The sequence below is a fragment of the Alcanivorax quisquiliarum genome (assembly GCF_023051175.1).
GTDB classification, from domain to species: Bacteria; Pseudomonadota; Gammaproteobacteria; order Pseudomonadales; family Alcanivoracaceae; genus Isoalcanivorax; species Isoalcanivorax quisquiliarum.
In genome coordinates this window covers 40,441-58,955 of sequence record NZ_JALKII010000004.1, presented here as the reverse complement: position 1 = coordinate 58,955, position 18,515 = coordinate 40,441, and the positions used below count along the sequence as shown (strand labels likewise).

The 18,515-nt window shown below is 63.2% G+C and carries 16 protein-coding genes; 6 read left to right on the top strand and 10 right to left on the bottom strand.

From position 1 onward, the window contains the following. Window positions 1-121: 121 nt before the first annotated feature. Genes MU846_RS07620 through MU846_RS07605 form a run of 4 tightly spaced genes read right to left on the bottom strand, consistent with a single transcriptional unit; the run spans window position 122 to window position 4,365 of the window. Window positions 122-1,147 carry a M14 family metallopeptidase gene (locus MU846_RS07620; protein ID WP_246951302.1) on the bottom strand — a complete coding sequence of 342 codons (1,026 nt, stop codon included), beginning with the start codon at window positions 1,145-1,147 and terminating at the stop codon, window positions 122-124. Continuing rightward, window positions 1,147-2,601 carry a glutamate-cysteine ligase family protein gene (locus MU846_RS07615; protein WP_246951300.1) on the bottom strand — a complete coding sequence of 485 codons (1,455 nt, stop codon included), beginning with the start codon at window positions 2,599-2,601 and terminating at the stop codon, window positions 1,147-1,149. The genes MU846_RS07620 and MU846_RS07615 overlap by 1 nt, the downstream gene beginning before the upstream one ends. A 24-nt stretch (window positions 2,602-2,625) precedes the next feature. Further along, window positions 2,626-3,654, bottom strand: a complete 1,029-nt coding sequence (locus MU846_RS07610; RefSeq protein WP_246951298.1) for an AraC family transcriptional regulator — start codon at window positions 3,652-3,654, stop codon at window positions 2,626-2,628. A gap of 6 nt (window positions 3,655-3,660) precedes the next feature. Further along, complete coding sequence (locus tag MU846_RS07605) at window positions 3,661-4,365, bottom strand: SIMPL domain-containing protein (protein ID WP_246951296.1); 705 nt, start codon at window positions 4,363-4,365, stop codon at window positions 3,661-3,663. A gap of 125 nt (window positions 4,366-4,490) precedes the next feature. Here MU846_RS07605 and apbC point away from each other — a divergent pair, with 125 nt between their 5' ends. Both apbC and dcd read left to right on the top strand, forming a co-directional pair. Further along, on the top strand, window positions 4,491-5,594 hold the full coding sequence (apbC, locus tag MU846_RS07600; protein ID WP_246951294.1) for an iron-sulfur cluster carrier protein ApbC: 1,104 nt from the start codon (window positions 4,491-4,493) through the stop codon (window positions 5,592-5,594). 86 nt (window positions 5,595-5,680) lie between these two features. Further along, window positions 5,681-6,247, top strand: coding sequence for a dCTP deaminase (gene dcd / locus MU846_RS07595; RefSeq protein ID WP_246951292.1), 567 nt, complete (start codon window positions 5,681-5,683; stop codon window positions 6,245-6,247). Window positions 6,248-6,287: 40 nt separating this feature from the next. Here the strand turns inward: dcd and MU846_RS07590 are convergent, their stop codons facing one another. From MU846_RS07590 to purM, 4 genes are read right to left on the bottom strand one after another with little or no spacing between them, the layout of a single operon-like run. Next, window positions 6,288-7,052, bottom strand: a complete 765-nt coding sequence (locus MU846_RS07590) for a DUF3108 domain-containing protein (protein ID WP_246951291.1) — start codon at window positions 7,050-7,052, stop codon at window positions 6,288-6,290. 29 nt (window positions 7,053-7,081) lie between these two features. Then, window positions 7,082-7,795 carry a DUF3108 domain-containing protein gene (locus tag MU846_RS07585; RefSeq protein WP_246951289.1) on the bottom strand — a complete coding sequence of 238 codons (714 nt, stop codon included), beginning with the start codon at window positions 7,793-7,795 and terminating at the stop codon, window positions 7,082-7,084. Beyond that, complete coding sequence (gene purN / locus MU846_RS07580) at window positions 7,722-8,423, bottom strand: phosphoribosylglycinamide formyltransferase (protein ID WP_246951287.1); 702 nt, start codon at window positions 8,421-8,423, stop codon at window positions 7,722-7,724. The genes MU846_RS07585 and purN overlap by 74 nt, the downstream gene beginning before the upstream one ends. Beyond that, on the bottom strand, window positions 8,420-9,457 hold the full coding sequence (gene purM, locus MU846_RS07575; RefSeq protein WP_246951285.1) for a phosphoribosylformylglycinamidine cyclo-ligase: 1,038 nt from the start codon (window positions 9,455-9,457) through the stop codon (window positions 8,420-8,422). The genes purN and purM overlap by 4 nt, the downstream gene beginning before the upstream one ends. 111 nt (window positions 9,458-9,568) lie before the next feature. On the opposite strand from purM, the gene MU846_RS07570 reads away from it, so the two are divergent. The 4 genes from MU846_RS07570 (at window position 9,569) to sthA (ending at window position 17,471) form a co-directional block, all read left to right on the top strand. After that, window positions 9,569-10,693 carry a DUF2066 domain-containing protein gene (locus tag MU846_RS07570; RefSeq protein ID WP_246951282.1) on the top strand — a complete coding sequence of 375 codons (1,125 nt, stop codon included), beginning with the start codon at window positions 9,569-9,571 and terminating at the stop codon, window positions 10,691-10,693. 56 nt (window positions 10,694-10,749) lie between these two features. Next, window positions 10,750-11,439, top strand: coding sequence for a DnaA regulatory inactivator Hda (gene hda, locus MU846_RS07565; protein WP_246951280.1), 690 nt, complete (start codon window positions 10,750-10,752; stop codon window positions 11,437-11,439). Window positions 11,440-11,752: 313 nt separating this feature from the next. Then, window positions 11,753-15,829: a choice-of-anchor Q domain-containing protein gene (locus tag MU846_RS07560; RefSeq protein WP_246951278.1), complete on the top strand. Its 4,077-nt coding sequence runs from the start codon at window positions 11,753-11,755 to the stop codon at window positions 15,827-15,829. Between the two features lie 244 nt (window positions 15,830-16,073). Next, entirely contained in the window at window positions 16,074-17,471 is a 1,398-nt protein-coding gene (gene sthA / locus MU846_RS07555) for a Si-specific NAD(P)(+) transhydrogenase (RefSeq protein WP_246951276.1), read from the top strand. Here sthA and smrA read toward each other — a convergent pair. Together smrA and MU846_RS07545 are read right to left on the bottom strand one after the other, a co-directional pair. Further along, window positions 17,468-18,043 (bottom strand): DNA endonuclease SmrA, encoded by a 576-nt coding sequence (smrA, locus tag MU846_RS07550; RefSeq protein WP_246951274.1) that lies wholly within the window; start codon window positions 18,041-18,043, stop codon window positions 17,468-17,470. The two genes, sthA and smrA, sit on opposite strands and share 4 nt — an antisense overlap. A 184-nt stretch (window positions 18,044-18,227) precedes the next feature. Then, window positions 18,228-18,398 carry a hypothetical protein gene (locus MU846_RS07545; RefSeq protein ID WP_246951272.1) on the bottom strand — a complete coding sequence of 57 codons (171 nt, stop codon included), beginning with the start codon at window positions 18,396-18,398 and terminating at the stop codon, window positions 18,228-18,230. Between the last annotated feature and the right edge of the window lie 117 nt (window positions 18,399-18,515).

Sequence of the window (18,515 nt, the reverse complement as noted above, 5' to 3'; positions counted from 1 at the left end):
CCCGGCGTCACTGGCGCGTTGCCATGCGGCACTGTGCCATACCCGTTATGGCAGCAGTGCGATGATTGTCCGACAGTTTTGTGTCTGGCCGAATGCGCAGTGATGTCGCCGTAACGCCTGCTCAATGGGCACGGGCAATATAAAACAGGCAGTCGCTGCGGGCGATATCGGCACGGTCGGTGGCCATGAAAAGCCGTAGCGGCAAGCGAGGGGTCAGGTAGCCATCGCTGATCCTGAACAGTTCGCCAAACACCGGCCGGCCGCGATGGTCGCGCACGCTCAACAGCCCGGCTTGCCCGTCTCGCAGTCTGGCCAGCCGCTCCTCTGGCATGGTGACACCGAAATTACGCGCCTGAACATTGGCATCCAGGATCACATCGGCCGGTTGCTCGGTGCTGAAACTCACGCTGGCGCCGGGGGCCAGCTCGACACGCACGGGGTTGTGAAATACATGCAAGGTGCCGGTGGCGGGCTGGGGGCTGAACAGGCTGGGGCGGCTGCCAAAACGGCGCAGTACCTCCGCTGCACATTGATGCGCGGCGGGATCGTGGGCGCCGCCGCATTCCACGGTGAGAGTCGGAAAAAGCGTTTCCGCGCTGTCCATCAGCGCGCCCATGCGCAGTTCGGTGACGATCAGATGATTGCAGAACATGCCGGCCAGGGTGCGGTGCCGGGCGTCGTCGATGGCGGCGACGGCAAACGCGGGGCTGCGGCCGGAAGTGTTGTGCAGATCAACCACCGCCTCCGGCCCGCATTCCACCAGGGTCGCCAGCACGGATTGCGCCAGCCGGCCGGGCGCATCTGTCCATGGCGCCCGGAAGCAGCGGTTGAGATCACGCAGGCCCGGCAACTGGCGATGATGGAAAAGCGGTGGTGTGCGGGCGGCTTCCACGTTGGCAAGAATCAGCACGAGATTGGTGGCAAGCTGGGTCTCGATCTGTTCGCGGCCTTGCCGCAACCAGGCGTGGACGGCGCGCAATCCTGAAGGCTCGTTGCCGTGCAGCAGGGTGACGAGCGCACGCGTGCGTCCGGCGTCGGCACCGTTGAGACGTATCTGGATCGCGCCGGGAAGCCGCGCCAGCCAGTGCTCGACCTGTTCCGGAATATGGTCGGCAAACGGATCGTGAAGGTGCACGAGATTATCCATTATGGCAGCTCCCATTCATGCACGGGTCGGCCGCTGGCCTGCTGCTGGTGGTAGGCGTGCAACAGCGCCTGCGCGGCGCTGGCGGTGCCGCCCAGCCGTTGCAGGCCCGACCGCAGCCAGCGGCTGCCAGTCTGGCGGCTTTCGATTCGCGCCTGCAACAGTTGGCACAGGAAATCCGCTTCGGTGGCATCGACGCCAAGTGCTCGCAGGCCATCGTGCGCGGCCGGCAAGAGTTGTGTGAAGATGTCCGTCAGCGGGCGGTCTGCCAGCTGCACTTGCCGATCACCAGGCCACACCAGCCGCGCGGCCATGCCGTGGCGTGCTGCTTCGACAAAATTATATTCGGCGTAGCGAAAGGGCAGCGCGGTGGTGAGCTGTTTCATGTGCGGCCGCAAGTGATTGGCGAGGCCGATCAGAAACGCGCTGCCGGCAACCATGTCGAGGCCGGTGGGGCCGGCTGGCTGGGCGCGCATTTCGATGCGCAGATGGCCGCCGTCGGCCGGGTCGTAGATGGGCCGGTTCCAGAGCCACACCGTGCCCATGTGCTGCCGCAGTTCGGCAAGCGCTTCGGCGGGCGCGTCGCTGCAATCGGGCAATAATGGCGGGTAAAGCGCCACCGCGCTGGCAAACAGCTCCCAAGCGCCTTCCCGCAACCAGCCTTCGCCGAAGGCGACGCGGGCTGGCGGGCGCCAACGCTGCAGCCGCGGCGAGCGGCTGTCGATGGATTGCCGAAACAGTGCGATACGGGTTTCTTCCCACAGTGCCTGGCCAAACAATAGCGGGCTGTTGCTGCTGAAGCCGACGACCAGCGGCGTGGCCAGCTGGATGGCGTTGTACCAGTCGGCAAAATCGCTGGCCGGCACGCGCAGATGAAATTGCCACGAGGTGTTGGCGCCTTCCAGCGTGACATCCTCGCTGGTGATATCCAGCCGCTCATGTGGCCCTTCGATATGAATCTGGAAGGGCTCGCCGCGGATGCGCCGCAGGCCATCCGCCAGGCCGTGGTAGCGGGGTTCGTCGCTCATGCAATCTTGCAGATGGGCAGCGGTCAGGGTCGGCAGGATGCCGATGGCGAGGATGCGGCCCGGCTCCGGCAGGGTTGCCGCCAGCTCACCCAGCTGTTGAAGCTTACGCTGAACAAGGTCGGCGTAATCGGTAAAGGGCGTGCCGGCCAGGGGGCGTGGTGGCAGGTTGTATTCCAGATTGAAACGGTTCAGTTCCCGCTGTAGCAGCGGGTCATCGGCGAGCCGGCACAGGGCATCATTCCGGTTCAGCGGCTGGAACCGGCTATCGGTAAGGTAGAGCTCAAGCTCGGCGCCGACGCTGGCCGGCCCCTGATCCAGTGCCGGATCACGCAGCCGCTGTGCCAGTAGAGGTAACTGTGCGTACAGACGGTGGCTGAACCGCAGGTAATCCTCGTCGCTGTATGCTCCGGTGCACCGCTTGCCGCCCATGCCAGCCTCCTGCCGGTCGTTGCGTCATGTTTGCGGGGACCGGGCGGCGCGATACTCGCCCGGTGTCATGCCGTTGTGACGGCGAAAACTGCGTTGGAATGAACGGATATCCGAGTATCCCAGCCGCTCGGCGATGATGGCCTGTGGCAGTTCGCTGGTGGTGAGGTAGTGTAGTGCGAGGGATTGCCGGAGCTCATCAAGGATGGCTTGCCAGGTGGTGCCTTCTTCCTGCAATCGCCGGTGCAGGGTGCGCATGTTGAGACCCAGCTCGGCGGCAATCTGTTCCTTGCGCGGTAGCCGCTCGCCAAGGCAGGCGCGGATCCGCTCACGCACTTTGTGGGTGAGGCTGGTATCGATGCCCAGGCGACGCAGTTTGCTGGCGGCATGTGCCTCCAGCGTGGAAAGCAGTTGCGGATCAGGGTGGCGCAGCGGGGCGTCCAACACGCGCGGATCGGCGTGCAGGGCCGAGCAGGGCTGATCGAAGCGGACTTCGCAACCGAACACATCTTCATAGGCGGCGATCAGCGACGCGCACGGCGCCGGGTGCTCGAACAGCACCCGTTCGGGTGCCAGGCTGTCGTCATCGGCAAGCCAGCGGCCGTACCGCACCCAGGAGCCGAATACGTTTTCGATCAGGTGGCGGCGCACCGGCTCGCGTGTGTGGCGACATAGCCAGCGCACTTCGACCAGGTGATCGGTGGGGTGCACCTCGGTGACTCCCATGTCGCCGACCAGTTTTTCATATAGCGCAACTTTCGAGAGCGCTTCATTGAGCGTGGCGGCACTCATGGCGATATAACCCATCACGCTGTACGAGCCGGGTTGCACAAACTGGGAGGTGTTCAGGCCGAATAGCGGATCATCGGAAAGCGCGATCAATTGCGCCAGCAGTTCCTCGAACAGTGCGCTGGGCACGCGGCTGTCCGGTTGCCGGGCGCTGCTTTCCGTGAGGCCAGCCGCGGCCAGCGCCGGGCTGATATCCAGCCCGGCAGCTCGGGCGCTGACCAGATACTGGTCAAGTGCCGCGCCGGAGATGCTGCCCAGGTTGGTCATGGGTCTTTACTCAAGCAAGAAGCGGACTTGAACCTGCTGGCGCACGGTCAGTTCGCCGGCCGCGTAGGCGCTGCTTTCACGCTGTACGGCAGCATCCATGGCCATCATCACCGGCTGCGGCATACTGCTGCCTTGTTCCTGGATGGCGATAGCCGCGCCCAGCGTGCGCCCTGCGGCCTGCGCGAGGATATCGGCCTTGCGCCGGGCGTCGTCGACGGCTTGCCGCAGTGCTTGCTCTTCCAGCGAGGCCGGATCAGCCAGCTCGGCGCCGGCCTGATGCAGTTCGGTGAAGCCGAGCCGGGTCAGTGCTTCGAGTAGTTCGGCGTAGATTTCCACGCCATCGACAGCGAAGTCGATATCGCGGGTAACGCGGTGGCCGATCAGTTTGCGCTCCGGCTGCCACTGCCATTCCGGCTGGACGCTCAGGCCCATGGCGCGTACCAGATTGTCGGCAATACCCAGTTCGTCGGCCAGTTTGATAGCAGCACCGATTTCCGCGTCGACTTCCTGTTTCATGGCGTTGATATCACTGCCGGTACGGCTGGAAACAGCACGCACCCGGAAGCGATCCGGCGTCGCCTTGACTTCGCCGGTGCCGGAGACGTCGAGTGTATCGCGAGGCGGCGGCGTGCCTTCCGGGCCGCAAGCGCTGAGTACACCCGCCAGCAGTGCGACAAGAAACAATGAGCCGGTCAATCGGCGTGTGGTCATGGCAGTCTCTCTCTTGTGGAAAGTTCATTTTGCAGAAACAGCGAGGAAAAGTCTCCGCAGGTGGCCTTGGCGTTGCCTGGGCGGCTGCTTATGATGGCCTGCGCATTCGCCCCAGGAGGCCCGTCATGACCACCGCAGATTACGCTATCAGACAAGCTTTGACCGCAGTAGTGCCCGATGCGCTGGGTTGTGATCTGCTCGCTGCTTCGGTGCTGGAGACGGTGCAGGTGACGGATGAGCGCGTCACGGTGGCGCTGAGTTTCGGTTATCCGTGCGAGACTCAGCTGCCGTTGTATCGCCGTCAGGTGACGCAGGCGCTGGAGCCGCTGCTTGACGGCCGGCGGCTGGAGCTGAATCTGGCATGGCGAGTGCTGCCGCATCGTACCCAGCAGCAGATGGCGCCGCTGGCCGGAGTGAAAAATGTTATCGCGGTCAGCTCCGGCAAGGGCGGGGTAGGGAAATCCACCACCGCCGTCAATCTGGCGCTGGCGCTGGCTGCGGAAGGCGCCAAGGTGGGCATGCTGGATGCGGACGTGTTCGGCCCGAGCCTGCCGTTGATGCTCGGCCTGCCGGATGGTACGCGCCCGGGTGTGGAGCAGGAAAAATTCTTTTTACCGCCGAAGGCGCACGGCATCGAAGTGATGTCGATCGGTTTTCTGGTGGACGCAAAGACGCCGGTGGTCTGGCGCGGGCCGAAGGCCAGTGGCGCGTTGCAGCAGCTGGCCACACAGACCAAGTGGAGTGAGCTGGACTATCTGGTGGTGGATATGCCGCCGGGCACCGGCGACATTCAGCTGACGCTGGCGCAGCGCGTGCCGGTGGCGGGTGCGATTGTGGTCACCACACCGCAGGAGGTGGCGTTGCGCGATGCGCGCAAGGGCATCGAGATGTTTGGCAAGGTCGGTATTCATGTGCTGGGCCTGATCGAGAATATGGCCGTGCATGTGTGCAGCCAGTGCGGGCACGCTGATCCGGTGTTCGGCAGTGGCGGCGGTGCGCGGCTGGCCGAGCAGTATCAGGTGCCGATGCTGGGCAGCCTGCCGCTGGCCAGTGGTATCCGCGAGCAGGCGGACAGCGGCACGCCGCTTGTGCTGGCGCGCCCGGACAGCGCCGAGGCGGCGTTATACATGGCCGCTGCCCGGCGCCTGGCCGGGCGTTTGTCACTACGCCCCCAGGGCCAGCAGGCGTTCGCACGCATGGTAATGACGCACACGCCGCCGCCACAATGAGCTGCCGCAGGATGATTTAGCCGCCGCCAGCGTCTATGATGCGGCGGTTCGCCGGGCCCGCCGGGCCGATAGCACAGGGGAAAGGCATGAGTATTAAATCCGATCGCTGGATCCGCCGCATGGCCGAGCAAGGCATGATCGAACCTTTCGCACCGGAGCTGGTGCGTCAGGGCGAGAACGGTGACAGGATCATCTCCTATGGCACCTCGAGCTACGGCTACGATGTGCGCTGTGCCGATGAGTTCAAGGTATTCACCAATATTCATTCGGCGACCGTCGATCCGAAGAATTTCGACGAGCGCAGTTTTGTCGACATCCGTGGCGACTACTGCATCATTCCGCCGAACTCCTTTGCGCTGGCGCGCACGGTGGAATATTTCCGCATTCCGCGCAGTGTGCTCACCATCTGTCTGGGCAAATCCACCTATGCGCGCTGCGGCATCATCGTCAACGTGACACCGCTGGAGCCGGAGTGGGAAGGGCATGTGACGCTGGAGTTTTCCAACACCACCACCTTGCCGGCGAAGATTTATGCCAATGAAGGCGTGGCGCAAATGCTGTTCCTGGAATCGGACGAGGTGTGTGAAACCTCGTATCGGGATCGCGGCGGCAAGTATATGGGCCAGCGCGGCGTTACCTTGCCGCGAGCCTGAAAACAAGACAGCCGGGACGCAGGCCCGGCTGCTCTGCTGATTACTGTTTCAGGTAATCGAACGGCCCTTCGTAATCAATCATGCGCAGCTCACCGAACAGCCCCGGCGATTCGATATGCCGGGCGCGCACCAGCAGATAATCCAGTTCCGGTGCCAGCCAGAAAACGGTGCGGCGGCGGCTGTCCTGATCGCGGCGCTTTTCGATACGGATCGTTTCCAGCTTGCCCAGCGGGGTATTGAGCGTTTCCCGCCCCTGCACCTGAATGAAATGGGTGCGATGGCGCTTGCCGTAGGCGGTGGTGAGCTGGTAATCGGTCTGCTCGTCGTTGAGGCGGCAGCGTGCGGTCAGCAGCATCGTCAACTCGTCCAGTGTCTCTTCCGTGATCGGGTAGCTGCGAGTGTCGGGTTCTTCGTCATCGGAATGCGTGACCACGTCCACGCGTGGCGGCGGTGCCCAGAAGAAATCCATCTGGTAATCCCGTTCCCGCCGAAACCCCTTGAAGCTGTGCAGATAGTGCAGTGTGCGTGGTTCGCAATCTCGCCACCGGAAAATGCTCAGCTCGCTATTGCGCATCAGGCGCGAATCGATATCCAGGCTCAGGCGGTAGGTGTCATCCTCGCCTGCTTCCAGGCGCATGTCGGCCTTCACAGGGGTGGGAATGCGGCTGACGTTGATACGGTATTCGACGCTGAACGGCTGCAGCGGGTGCTGCTCCTGGGCCGCTGCGGTTTCGGCCGCAGCCGGTATGGCCCACAGCAGCGCCAGAGCGGCGGCAAACAGACGCACACAATTGAGATCAGCCATGCCTGTGTCCCGGAAAGGAAGGTGAAAGATCAACGGCTGCGCAGTACCAGTTCGTAGGCGTCGCCGTCGTCATCCTGAATCATCTTTACCAGAGTGTGCCCCAATTCCGGCGCAAACCATAACAGGGTGCGGCGGCCGCTGTCATCGTCGCGCAGGCGCTCCAGGCGGATGGTCTGGAAACGGCCTGCGGGAGTACGCAGTGATTCGCGGCCGGTGACCACATAGGTCATCGGCTCAAGGCGGCGTTCGCTGGCCACATCAAAGGTCATGGGCTCATCATCGAGCCGGCCATTTTCCAGCAGGCACTGGAGAGCCAGCGTCTGGGAAAGAATGTCGGTGGTGTTGTCGGTGATGGCAAATTCGCGGTAGAGGGCGCCGTCACGATGCAGCACCGCCTGACCGGCCGCCTGATCCAGTGTCAGCGCCGCTTCGCGCACACGGCCGAGGCCACGGCGGTAATAGCCATAGTATTCGCTGATCGGCAGGCAGCTGTCCCAGCGGAACCGGGTGGTCTCGCGAATCTCGCCGAGCAGGTTGCGGGCGCGTATCTGCATTTCCCACACATCGGTGCCGGGCAGGGCGCGCAAGGTGCGCTCCGCCTTGATCGAGAACGGCACGCCGGCGCCGGAGAAATTATAGGTATGGGAGAACGGTGCGATCACCTGGCGATCACCCCAGCTCGGGGAGGCCATCGTCGTCACCAGCAGCAACGCAAATACCGGTCGCAGGAACAATCTGCCCATCCAGAGATACCCCTTCTCGGTCGAGTCGCAGGCGCCCGCTGGCACGCCAGCCCAGCACCCGCGGATATAGCCAGTGTTCTGCCTGTTGTACCCGTTCAGACAGGCTGAGGGCGGTATCGTTCGCGCTGACCGGCACCCGTGCGCGGGCGATCAACGGGCCGCCGTCCAGCTCATCGGTGACAAAATGAATCGAGCAGCCGTGCTCGCTGTCGCCTGCTTCCAGAGCACGGCGGTGGGTATCCAGGCCCGGATAGCGGGGCAGCAACGAGGGATGGATATTCAGCAAACGGCCGGCATAGTGGCGCACAAACGGAGCCGTCAGGATGCGCATGAAGCCCGCCAGCACGACGGTGTCGGGCTGGTGACGGTCAATCTGTTGTATCAGCGCCTGATCGAAATCCTCGCGGGTAGCGAACTCGCGATGATCCACCACTGCGGTGGCAATCCCGGCTGCGGCAGCGCGTTGCAGGCCGCCCGCCGTGGGGCGGTTGCTGGCTACCAGGGCAATCTCCACCGGCAAGACACCGGCGTCACGCGCCGCAATGATCGCTTGCAGATTAGTCCCGCTACCGCTGATGAGGATGGCCAGCCGATGCAACCGTGGCTGGCCGCTGGGTGGCGCAATCATTCGAAAACAACATCCGGCTCGCCGTCATGGGCCTCGACCTCGCCGAGCAGCCAGGCACGCTCGCCGGCCGCTTCCAGCAAGGCCAGCGCCTGATCCAGCGCAGCAGGCGGTACCACCAGCACGACGCCGACGCCGCAGTTGAAGGTGCGGTACATTTCGGCGGTTTCCACCTGGCCCTGTTCCTGTAGCCAGCTGAAGACCGGCGGCCAGGCCCAGCTGGCGCTGTTGATGCGAGCACGCAGGCCGGCCGGCAAGACGCGAGGCAGGTTTTCCGGCAGGCCACCGCCGGTAATGTGTGCCAGCGCATGCACGGTGCTTTCGCGGATCAGTTGCAGCACGGGCTTCACATAAATACGGGTCGGCTCCAGCAGTGCATCGATCAGCCGCTGCTCGCCTACTTGTGTGTCCTCATTCCAGTCTGCCTGAGCAAGAATGCGGCGGATCAGCGAGTAACCGTTGGAGTGCGGCCCCGAGGCGGCCACGCCGATAAGCTGATCGCCCGCAGCCACACGGCTGCCGTCGAGGATTTCATCACGCTCGACCACGCCCACACAAAAACCGGCAAGGTCATAATCCTCCCCTTCGTACATGCCCGGCATTTCGGCGGTTTCGCCCCCTACCAGTGCACAGCCGGCCATCTCGCAGCCATCGGCTATGCCTTCGATCACCTCGGTGGCAGTGTCCACATCCAGCTTGCCGGTGGCGTAGTAATCCAGAAACATCAGCGGCTCGGCACCGCCGACGATGAGATCGTTGACGCACATGGCTACCAGATCTATCCCGACGCCGCGGTGGCGGCCGTGCTCCATGGCCAGGCGGAGTTTGGTGCCGACACCATCGGTGCCAGCCACCAGCACCGGCTCGCGGTAACCGCTCGGCAGGGCGCAAATAGCCCCGAAGCCACCCAGGCCTCCGAGCACCTCGGGGCGGCGGGTACGTCGGGCGATCGGGCCGATACGTTTCACCAGGGCATTGCCGGCATCAATATCAACGCCGGCGTCCCGGTAACTCAGGGGGCGCTTGTTGTCCGTCATGGTAAGGCTCCAGGCAGGCGGGGCGAGGGCGCACATTCTAGGGCTTGCGCACGCTGGTGTCATCGCCGGGATGGCAGAGCAGGTTCGCGCCGCCTTGCAGAAATATGGATAATGCGCAGGTTCATAACCGGCCCGGATTATCTGATGCCCACACCCATGCAGCCGCTTTGGCTTCTGCCCCGCCTGTTTCGTCGTGCTCTGGTGATGATCCTGCTTGCCTCTATGGCGCCGTTTGCGCAGGCCAGCACACTGGATGATGTCAGCCTCCCGGTGGAGGATCGCAGTGCCGAGGCGCGCGTGGATGCGCTGCGCATCGCGCTGGAGCAGATCATGGTGCGGCTCACCGGCAGCACCTCGCCGCACGAGCTGCCGGGAGTAGAGGCGATTCTTGCCGAGCCGGAGACCTGGCTGGCTCAGTACGGCTACAGCGGCGAGGGCGAGGAGCTTCGTTTACAGGCGCGCTTTGATGTGCGCGCCATCAGCAACCAGCTGGAGCGCAGTGGCGCGCCGGTCTGGGGTGCGGGCCGACCGGCCCTGCTGCTGTGGGCAGCGCCTGATCGGGGTGATATTTACGGGCGCGATACCGACGCCGGTTTCATTACCGCATTACAGCAACGGGCCGCCGCTCGCGGGCTGCCGCTGCAATTGCCGCTGATGGATGACCAGGACCGCGCCCAGATCAGCGCAGCGGATATTCGCGGGCAGTTCGATCAATCCTTGCAGGCCGCATCCCGCCGTTACGACAGCCCCTTTGCGGTCACGGTGGTGTATTACACCACCGGGCAGCCGAGCTTGCGCTGGCGTGTACTGCAAGGGGCGGCGGTATTGCGCGAAGGCCAGTTGAGCGCCGCCTCGGAAACCGAGCTGGCGGCAGCGCTGGCGGATACGCTGGCTGATCACATGGCGGCCCAGTACGCCGTGCAGGGCAGTGATGTCCGGCTGGCGCGAATACAAGTGGCAGGCATTACCCGCCTCACGGATTGGCAGGCGTTATACGAGTTTGTTGCCAGCCAGGCGGGCGTGCGTGATGTGGCGCTGGCGCGGCTGGCTGGCGACACCGCCGAGTTACGGCTGGATTTTGCCGGCAGCGCGGGCCAGCTGGAGCGGCTGTTGCTGCTGCACGCCCGGCTGGGTCGTTGCGATGCACCAATCGCGGCCGCCAGGGTTGCCAGCGAGCCCGGTGTGCTGCTCACGGACGAAGGGCCAGCACTACGCCTGTGCTGGCGCCAGCGCTAGCACTGGCCGGCCGTGTATAGCGGGAGAGGGGTGGGAGAGAGTGCGAGAGTGAGCCGATGACTGCGCAACTTCCCCTGGCATTGCGTTTGCGTGATGGCCTGAGCCTTGAGACGTTCGTGGCCGGCCCCAACGGTGCAGTGCTGACGACGCTTGCGCCGCTGCTGCGTGGCGAAGGCGGCCAGCTGTACTGCTATGGCGCTCCTGGCGTCGGGCGGACGCATCTGCTCGCCGGCGCGGTGCGGCAAGCCGAGGCCGATGGCCGGCGCGCCTGCCTGCTGCCGGCCCGCGAGCTGGTTTCCCTGCCGCCGGCGCTGCTGGAAGATTTCGATCATTTTGACCTGCTGGCACTGGATGATCTGGAGCAATTTGCCGGCCAGCACGAGTGGGAAGAAGCATTGTTTCATCTTTATAACCGCTGCCGTGATCGGGGTGCCGCGCTGCTGTTCGCGGCGAATGCGGCTCCGGCAGCGCTCGGGATAGTACTGCCGGATCTGGCCAGCCGCCTGGCGGCGGGGCCGGTGTTTCGCCTGCAACCGCTGGCGGACGAGCATCTGACGGAGCTGCTCCAGGGCCGTGCGGCCCGGCGGGGGCTGGCGTTGAGCGGTGAGGTGGCTGCATTCATCGTGCACCGGGGTGCACGCACACCCGCGGCGCTGCTGGCATTGCTGGATCGGCTCGATGAACATGCGCTGGCCCGGCAGCGCCGCTTGACCATTCCACTGGTCAAGGAAGCGCTGGGCTGGTAAAACCCGGGTAACAAATTTACAACAGTGACGCGATTGCCGGCTGGCTAACATTCCGGTAGGTCAAACAGGATCAGATCAGATGCAACAGCCCGGATCAGGCAGGCAACAGCATGCCATGACCGAGCGCCGAGACAAGAACAGCCTGACCGAGTGTTTCTGCCTGGATGTTGCATGCCAGGCGTGCGCCGGCAAGGGCGAAAGATATCAGGAAAGCGCTTTGCAGCCTGCAACACACCGGGCCGGTGTGGGCGGCTGAAGGCGGCGGCACCAGTATAAAAATAATGTTAAGCGGGTACGCCCGCTGGAGAACAATATGATGTATCGCGGGTTGCGACCCCTGACCATGGGGTTGCTGCTGTGCTTGGGTTCCGGGGTAGAAGCAGCTCTTTTCACCATCACCACCACGCAGGATGCGTCGCTGTCGGGCGAGTGTTCTCTGCGTGATGCGTTTCATGCGATCAATTACCAGGAAGAGCGTAACGCCTGCCCGGCCGGGACCGGCAATGACACCGTGCGGCTGACACCGGGTGCGGTGTATGTGCTCGCCGAGGAACTGTCGCTGGGCGGTGTCACATTGCAGATTCCGCGCCTTGACGAAGACGGCGAGCCGGTACTGGAGAATGGCCAGCCGGTGATCGATGAGCGCAAGGTCAATCCGCGCGTGTACTTGCAGCTTGATCCGGCACAGGAAGACGATGACGAGCCAGCCAATGCCATCATCGAAGCCGGCCATGAACAGCGGGTGTTCCGCATTCACGAGAGCGCGCATCTGGCGCTGACGCGCATCGACCTCCGCGATGGCGACGTGCGCAACCTGGCCGAGCCTTACGGCGGGCTGGTCTACAACGAAGGCACGCTGGTGATGCAATACGGGATATTGCAGAACGGCCAGGCGGCGTCTGGTGGCGCAGTTTATCTGGCTAAATCCGGCTCCTTCAGTGGCGGCAATCTTCAGATCATCGGTAACGCGGCGGTGCTCCAGGGTGGTGCCGTGGCGACGGCGGATGATTTTGCCGGCACCTTCGGGCTGAGCCACTTCTACATGGCGGCAAACAGCAGTGGCGCCGAAGGCGGCGCCGCGCTGGTGCAGGGCAAGCACGCAAATATCGGCCTGTTCAACGGTACCTTGCGCGGCAATACGGCAGGCGCAGGCGGGATAGCGCTGCATGTGGAAGAGCTGGAGACATCGCTGAGCCTGGATCTGAACAACCTGACGATTGCCGACAATAGTGGCCCGGCAGGCACGGCGGCGGTGTATCTGGCGGCGGCCAGCGATAAAGACCTGCTGGCTAACAGTGCCGTCGTCGGCAATGCGGCGGCGGACTGCGCAGGCGACGGCTTTGACGATCTGCTGTTGCGGCACACAGTGACCGGCGCGAGCTGCCCGCCGTCGCCACCGGAGTACACCGCTTTTCGCAATATCCAGAACGGGGTGAACCTCTCCAACGCAGCGGACATTTCAGTGTTGCGCAATAGCGACGGCCCCTGCGTCGCCGGCTCGCCGTGCGAGCCGATCATCCTTGACGAGCCGGATGCCCTGCCAGGCTATTTGCCCGAGTTTGCAATACCGGAGAACGCGGGCGTGCCCAGCCTGTTCGATACCGGCAGCCCGATTACTGCCACGCAATACGTGTGTGAGGGCAATGACCAGCGCGGCCACAACCGGGCGGATCGCTGCGACATCGGTGCTTTTGAATTCCAGCGCTCCGAAGGGCAGGTGGACAGCTTCGAGGCGGTGAGCGGTGTTGATCTGGAGCTTGATGTGGTGGCCAATGATCTGGGCGACTCGGGGATTGATTGCCGGCGCGTCACGAACGGCCCCTGCCTGCAAGTGGTCATCCCCTCGACCCGCAACGGCATCACCATCGAGGAGGTGATTGATGCGGATGGCTACCCCAAGCTGCTCTACCGCTTTGCAGCCCGCTTTGATGGCATCGATTATTTTGAATATCTGGTGCACAAGGATGCCTTTGTCGGGGCGACGTTTGGTGATGCGGATGTGGGCGCTCGGGTAGCGGTGATTGCCCGCCCCGGATCCGGTATGACCGGCAGCCGCGACATCAGCGATTTCGGCGGTATCAGCGGCTTCTTGCTCGGCACACTGGTGGCTGCCGGGCTGTGGCGACGGCTGCCGCGCTGGCGCCTGTTGTCAGGCGTGGCGCTGTTGTCAGCTGCCGGCATGGCAGGGGCAGCGGAAATCACCGTCTCGACCACGGAGGATCACATGCCGCCGTTGAATCAGGCCGGGCAATGCACCCTGCGCGAGGCGATTCACAGCGGGATCGACAAACAGCCAAACCTCAGTGGCTGCATCAACGGGCAGACCGGGCAGGATCTGATCAAGCTGCCCGAAGGCACCATAACCCTGGTGGCGCCGCTTGAGATCGGCGCGGCCAACGGCCTTGCGATCGAAGGCGAGGGCGTGGACAAGACCATCATCGAAGGCACCGGCGCCTGGCGACTGCTGAGCACCGACAGCAACCTGGTGCTGCGCAATCTCACACTGCGGCTCGGCAATGCCGGCGCCGACAACGGCGGAGCCATTTTGGCGCGGGCAAACCTGACGCTGGAGAACGTGGTGCTGGAGCAGCATCAGGCTGCCAATGGCGGCGCGGTGTTTCTGGCGTTCAACCGCGACGAGAGCAGCACCGCACGGTTTCGCAATGTCTTCTTCCGCGACAATGTAGCCACCGCAGATGGCGGCGCTATCGGCACCTTTGCCCAGACCCAGCGCCGGGATATCGAAGTGCTTGGCAGTACCTTTGCAGGCAACAGCGCCGGGAGTCGGGGTGGCGCCATTGACGCCAACCTCAGATCAGGCACGCTGTGGGTGATCAACAGCACCTTTATCGACAACACGGCGGCGACTGGTGGTGCGGCACTGGATCTGGCCGATGTCGCCACCAGCGTGTCGATCATCAACAGCACATTTCTGGATAATCCCGGTGCCAGCGGCCAGATTGATCTCGGTGCGGAGTTGCCGCAGCAATCCGGCAGCCGGACGATGGCCAATTCCATCTACGCCGGTGCGACGACAGGGTGCAGCAGTGGTGATCGCCGGTTTGATCGCAGCAAATTCAATCTGTTTGCGAGCGCTGATGTGACCTGTGAGGCGACGGGCGCCAACAATGACGAGGGCAATAGCACCGGCGTGCCGCTGGCGGATATTCGTGCCGCGCTCAATGGCGGTGTGTTGTTGATGGCGGCTGCCGGCGAAGATTATTTCCTGCCGCACGTGCCGCTCACCGACCCGCATTTCAGCGATATCCTTGATGCCGGTAATCCGGCTGCGCAAGTAAATGGCACGGGCAATACCGATGCTTGCCGCGAAACGGATCTGCGTGGCGAGCCCCGCACCTCCGGCGAACAGTGCGATCGCGGTGCCTATGAGTTGCAGCTGACGACCGCTGTCGAAGATGTGGCGGCGAACGAGAATCGTCGTACCCGCACAGTGTTGCTGGATGTGTTGTATAACGATGTGGCGGGCGATGGCTACCGTTTTCGGCCGGGCACGCTGAGCCTGAGCCGGGTGGAGAACGACGCCGATCTGCCGGATACCTTGGGGGAGGCGTTCGTGCGGCTGCGCAAACGCCATCCTGAAGACGAGATGATTCAGGGTTACGACGATATTGCCGGGGTCTCTCGCGAGGGGGTGGAATTCGAGTATTCGGTAACCGATATTGATGATCCGACGCTGTTCTGTGGCGTCGGGCTCAATACTGACGGTTCGGCGAATCGAGGCCCTGATCCGCAGCATCTGGATGACGATTGCGTGATCGTTTACCGGCTCGATACGGTATCGGGGCAGCCTAGCCAGGTGCAATGCGATGCCTTGCCGTTGGAGGATCACTTCCGCTACAGCATCGAGGCAGAGGATTTCAGTCTGGATGCCGATGACGAAATCCAGTGGGAGGGCACGCGCACAGCGGTGACCGGCCTGGTCAAGGTGACGATACGCAACGTGCCGCCACGAGCACCGGCCGAACCTGTCACACGTCGTATCGAACCCGGTAGCCAAGTCACCATTGATCTGCGTGCGCTGGGTCTGATGGACGCCGACGGCGAGGTCGTATCCCTGACGCTGCCAAGCAGTGGCCGCCCGAATTTCGCGGCACGTGATCCTTACACGCGCCAAGTGGAGGGCGTGGGGGTGATCTTCGATCAGGCTGCACTGACGGTCACCTATGTGCACGCGGATAACACCAAGCATTTTACCGATCGGTTTATTGTGCGCGCGGAAGATGATTGCGGTGACACAACAGATATTCCCGTGCAGATCACTTTCCCGCAGCAGAGCAACGGCGGTGGCCCGCTTTCCAGCGCTGGTGGTGCCGCAGCGCCTTGGTGGCTGTTCGGCGCGCTACTGCTGCTTGGGCGTCGCCGGCGCTAGCTTCCGGCCGGGCAGCAGCTCGCTGCCCGGCGCACCCTCGCTCTCGTATTGATTCCCGTGTTCGACACATTGCTCCTGCACACTGCCTACAGCGGGCGGTATGGTGTCCGGTAATGTGGCGATCAGGGCGCACGCGCTGGAAAAATCGCCAGCCGCCCCCATTAAGCTCTTGGCGATACATTCACGGTGCGAGATGATGCGCATGCGGCGGCGCAACAAGCGCTTCATCGGGTAAGGAGCAGTTATGAATACCTCTTCCGGTTGGGACCTTGTAGTGATTGGCAGTGGCCCAGCGGGGGAAGCGGCCGCGATGCGTGCCGCCAAGGGTGGCATGCGGGTCGCGATGGTCGAGGATCAACCGCAGGTGGGTGGCAGCTGCACGCATCTGGGCACGATACCTTCCAAGGCGTTTCGGCATCAGGTGCGGCAACTGGTGCGTCATCGCCGCAACCCGTTGTTGCAGGGCGTGCGCGATTTGCCGGAGATCGGCTGGCCGCAGCTGTTGTCGCGAGTGAACGAGGTCATCGGTGCGCAAGTGCAGGTGCGCTCCGGCTTCTACTTCCGCAACCGCATACAGGTATTCAATGGCCGGGGCCGTATCAGCGGCGAAGGCCGCGTGCTCGTGACTGATGAGCATGAGCGCGAATGGCTGCTGGAAACGCGCAATATCCTGCTGGCCACAGGCTCTCGCCCTTACCATCCCGACGACGTCGATTTCAGCCATCCGAGAGTTTACGACAGCGACACCATCCTCACGATGACGCACACCCCGCGCAATATCATCATTTATGGTGCGGGCGTGATCGGCTGTGAATATGCCAGCATCCTGACCGGGCTGGGCATGCGCGTGGATCTGGTCAACAACCGTGAACACCTGCTGGATTTTCTGGATACCGAGATCAGTGATGCGCTGAGTTACCATCTGCGCGAGCAAGGGGCGACCATTCGCCACGGCGAAGAATACGAGGAGGTGCTGCCCGACGACGATGGTGTCACGCTGGTGCTTGCTTCCGGCAAGCGGCTGCGTGCGGACGCGCTGTTGTGGTCGAACGGCCGCAGCGGCAATTCGCAGCAACTGGGGCTGGAAACGGTCGGCCTGGAGCCCAACAGCCGTGGCCAGCTGCAAGTCGACGAGCGCTATCAGACCAGCGTACCGGGCATCTATGCGGTGGGCGATCTGATTGGCTGGCCCTCGTTGGCCAGCGCCTCCTATGATCAGGGTCGTTTTTGCGTGAGCATGATGTGTGGCGACCCGGAACGCGCCGTATCGAACGTGCCGACGGGCATTTATACCATTCCGGGGATCAGCTCTCTCGGCCCTACCGAGCAGCAGCTCACGGAAGCAAAAATTCCCTATGAGGTGGGCCAGGCGTTTTTCAAGAATCTGGCGCGGGCGCAGATTACCGGTGAGCGTGCCGGGATGCTCAAGCTGCTTTTCCATCGCGACACGCTGGAGCTGCTGGGTATTCACTGCTTCGGCTATCAGGCCACCGAGATAGTACATGTCGGGCAGGCGATCATGTCACAGCCGGCACCGAACAACACCATTGCCTATTTCATCAATACTACGTTCAACTATCCGACCATGGCGGAAGCCTATCGGGTGGCGGCGATCAACGGCATCAACCGCCTGCGCCGTTAACCCGTGAATTGCTCGCGGGTGCGGCGGCTTGCCTCAGCAGATTTGCGCAGCAACACGTAGGTCGCACCCGTGCCACCATGCGCGGGCTGTGCTGTGTGATAAGCCATCACCAGATCGCATTCATGCAACCAGTGCATGACGAAACTCTTCAGTCGCCCCGGCGTGGGGCTGTGCCGCCCCTTGCCGTGAGTCACGATAACGGTGCGCAAGCCGTGACGATGGCCGCGTTGCAGAAAGTCATACAGCATCGCCCGGGCATCCACCAGCGTGATGCGGTGCAGATCAAGCATATCCTGGACTTCATATTTGCCCAGGCGCAATTTGCGATACACCCCTTCCTGCACGCCGTTCTTGCGCTCGCCGACAATATCCAGCGGGCCGATCTCGGGCACGCGCTCCGGCAGTGTCAGCGGATTCGGGTCGTGGCGGCTGAATCGTGTCGCTGCCTGACGGTGTGCAAGCTGCGCCAGGGACGGCCGCGCCGGGGGCGCATCGGTGACGCGATCGGACGGCCCGAGGGGCTGTACATCGCTCATCTGATCACGGAACAGATCCCGATCATGCTTGTTCATCGTCAGCTTCCGGCTTGAGAGTGGCTGAATGCCATATTACCGGCTTGAAAGCGGGAAAACAGCTCTCTGCTGGCTGGCGGGCGGAAACGGAAATAAGCGGCTTCCCTACGCGCACGAACGGCGGTAGCGGTGGGTTCCCCGTGTGCTTACGGCACAGGCCCGAGGGCTGTGCCGTAATCAGCGATCAGTCGTCGAGTGCCCGGCGTGATCGCTTGTCCGTGGCGGGGGAAAGACTGGACGAATCATCGTTGTGCCGGCGGCGTTGCTCTTCCTTGCGTTGCCGTTGGCGTTCCGCGCGGGAGTGATTTTCTTCCCATTCATCCTGATCGTAGTCGTCGAATTGACGGCGTCCCATGGCAGTATTAGCTCGTATTTCGCATCTGTTCCCCGACTGGCCGGGGCAGGCCGCAGCACCCCGACGGTACCGCCTGACCATTTTTAATCGGTTTCGGCGACCTTGTCATCGTTTTTA

Excerpts from the sequence above, each read along its gene's own strand:
- MU846_RS07620 (WP_246951302.1), bottom strand. The coding sequence starts at position 1,147 with ATGGATAATCTCGTGCACCTTCACGATCCGTTTGCCGACCATATTCCG.
- MU846_RS07615 (WP_246951300.1), bottom strand. The coding sequence starts at position 2,601 with ATGGGCGGCAAGCGGTGCACCGGAGCATACAGCGACGAGGATTACCTG.
- MU846_RS07610 (WP_246951298.1), bottom strand. The coding sequence starts at position 3,654 with ATGACCAACCTGGGCAGCATCTCCGGCGCGGCACTTGACCAGTATCTG.
- MU846_RS07605 (WP_246951296.1), bottom strand. The coding sequence starts at position 4,365 with ATGACCACACGCCGATTGACCGGCTCATTGTTTCTTGTCGCACTGCTG.
- apbC (WP_246951294.1), top strand. The coding sequence starts at position 4,491 with ATGACCACCGCAGATTACGCTATCAGACAAGCTTTGACCGCAGTAGTG.
- dcd (WP_246951292.1), top strand. The coding sequence starts at position 5,681 with ATGAGTATTAAATCCGATCGCTGGATCCGCCGCATGGCCGAGCAAGGC.
- MU846_RS07590 (WP_246951291.1), bottom strand. The coding sequence starts at position 7,052 with ATGGCTGATCTCAATTGTGTGCGTCTGTTTGCCGCCGCTCTGGCGCTG.
- MU846_RS07585 (WP_246951289.1), bottom strand. The coding sequence starts at position 7,795 with ATGGGCAGATTGTTCCTGCGACCGGTATTTGCGTTGCTGCTGGTGACG.
- purN (WP_246951287.1), bottom strand. The coding sequence starts at position 8,423 with ATGATTGCGCCACCCAGCGGCCAGCCACGGTTGCATCGGCTGGCCATC.
- purM (WP_246951285.1), bottom strand. The coding sequence starts at position 9,457 with ATGACGGACAACAAGCGCCCCCTGAGTTACCGGGACGCCGGCGTTGAT.
- MU846_RS07570 (WP_246951282.1), top strand. The coding sequence starts at position 9,569 with ATGCGCAGGTTCATAACCGGCCCGGATTATCTGATGCCCACACCCATG.
- hda (WP_246951280.1), top strand. The coding sequence starts at position 10,750 with ATGACTGCGCAACTTCCCCTGGCATTGCGTTTGCGTGATGGCCTGAGC.
- MU846_RS07560 (WP_246951278.1), top strand. The coding sequence starts at position 11,753 with ATGATGTATCGCGGGTTGCGACCCCTGACCATGGGGTTGCTGCTGTGC.
- sthA (WP_246951276.1), top strand. The coding sequence starts at position 16,074 with ATGAATACCTCTTCCGGTTGGGACCTTGTAGTGATTGGCAGTGGCCCA.
- smrA (WP_246951274.1), bottom strand. The coding sequence starts at position 18,043 with ATGAACAAGCATGATCGGGATCTGTTCCGTGATCAGATGAGCGATGTA.
- MU846_RS07545 (WP_246951272.1), bottom strand. The coding sequence starts at position 18,398 with ATGGGACGCCGTCAATTCGACGACTACGATCAGGATGAATGGGAAGAA.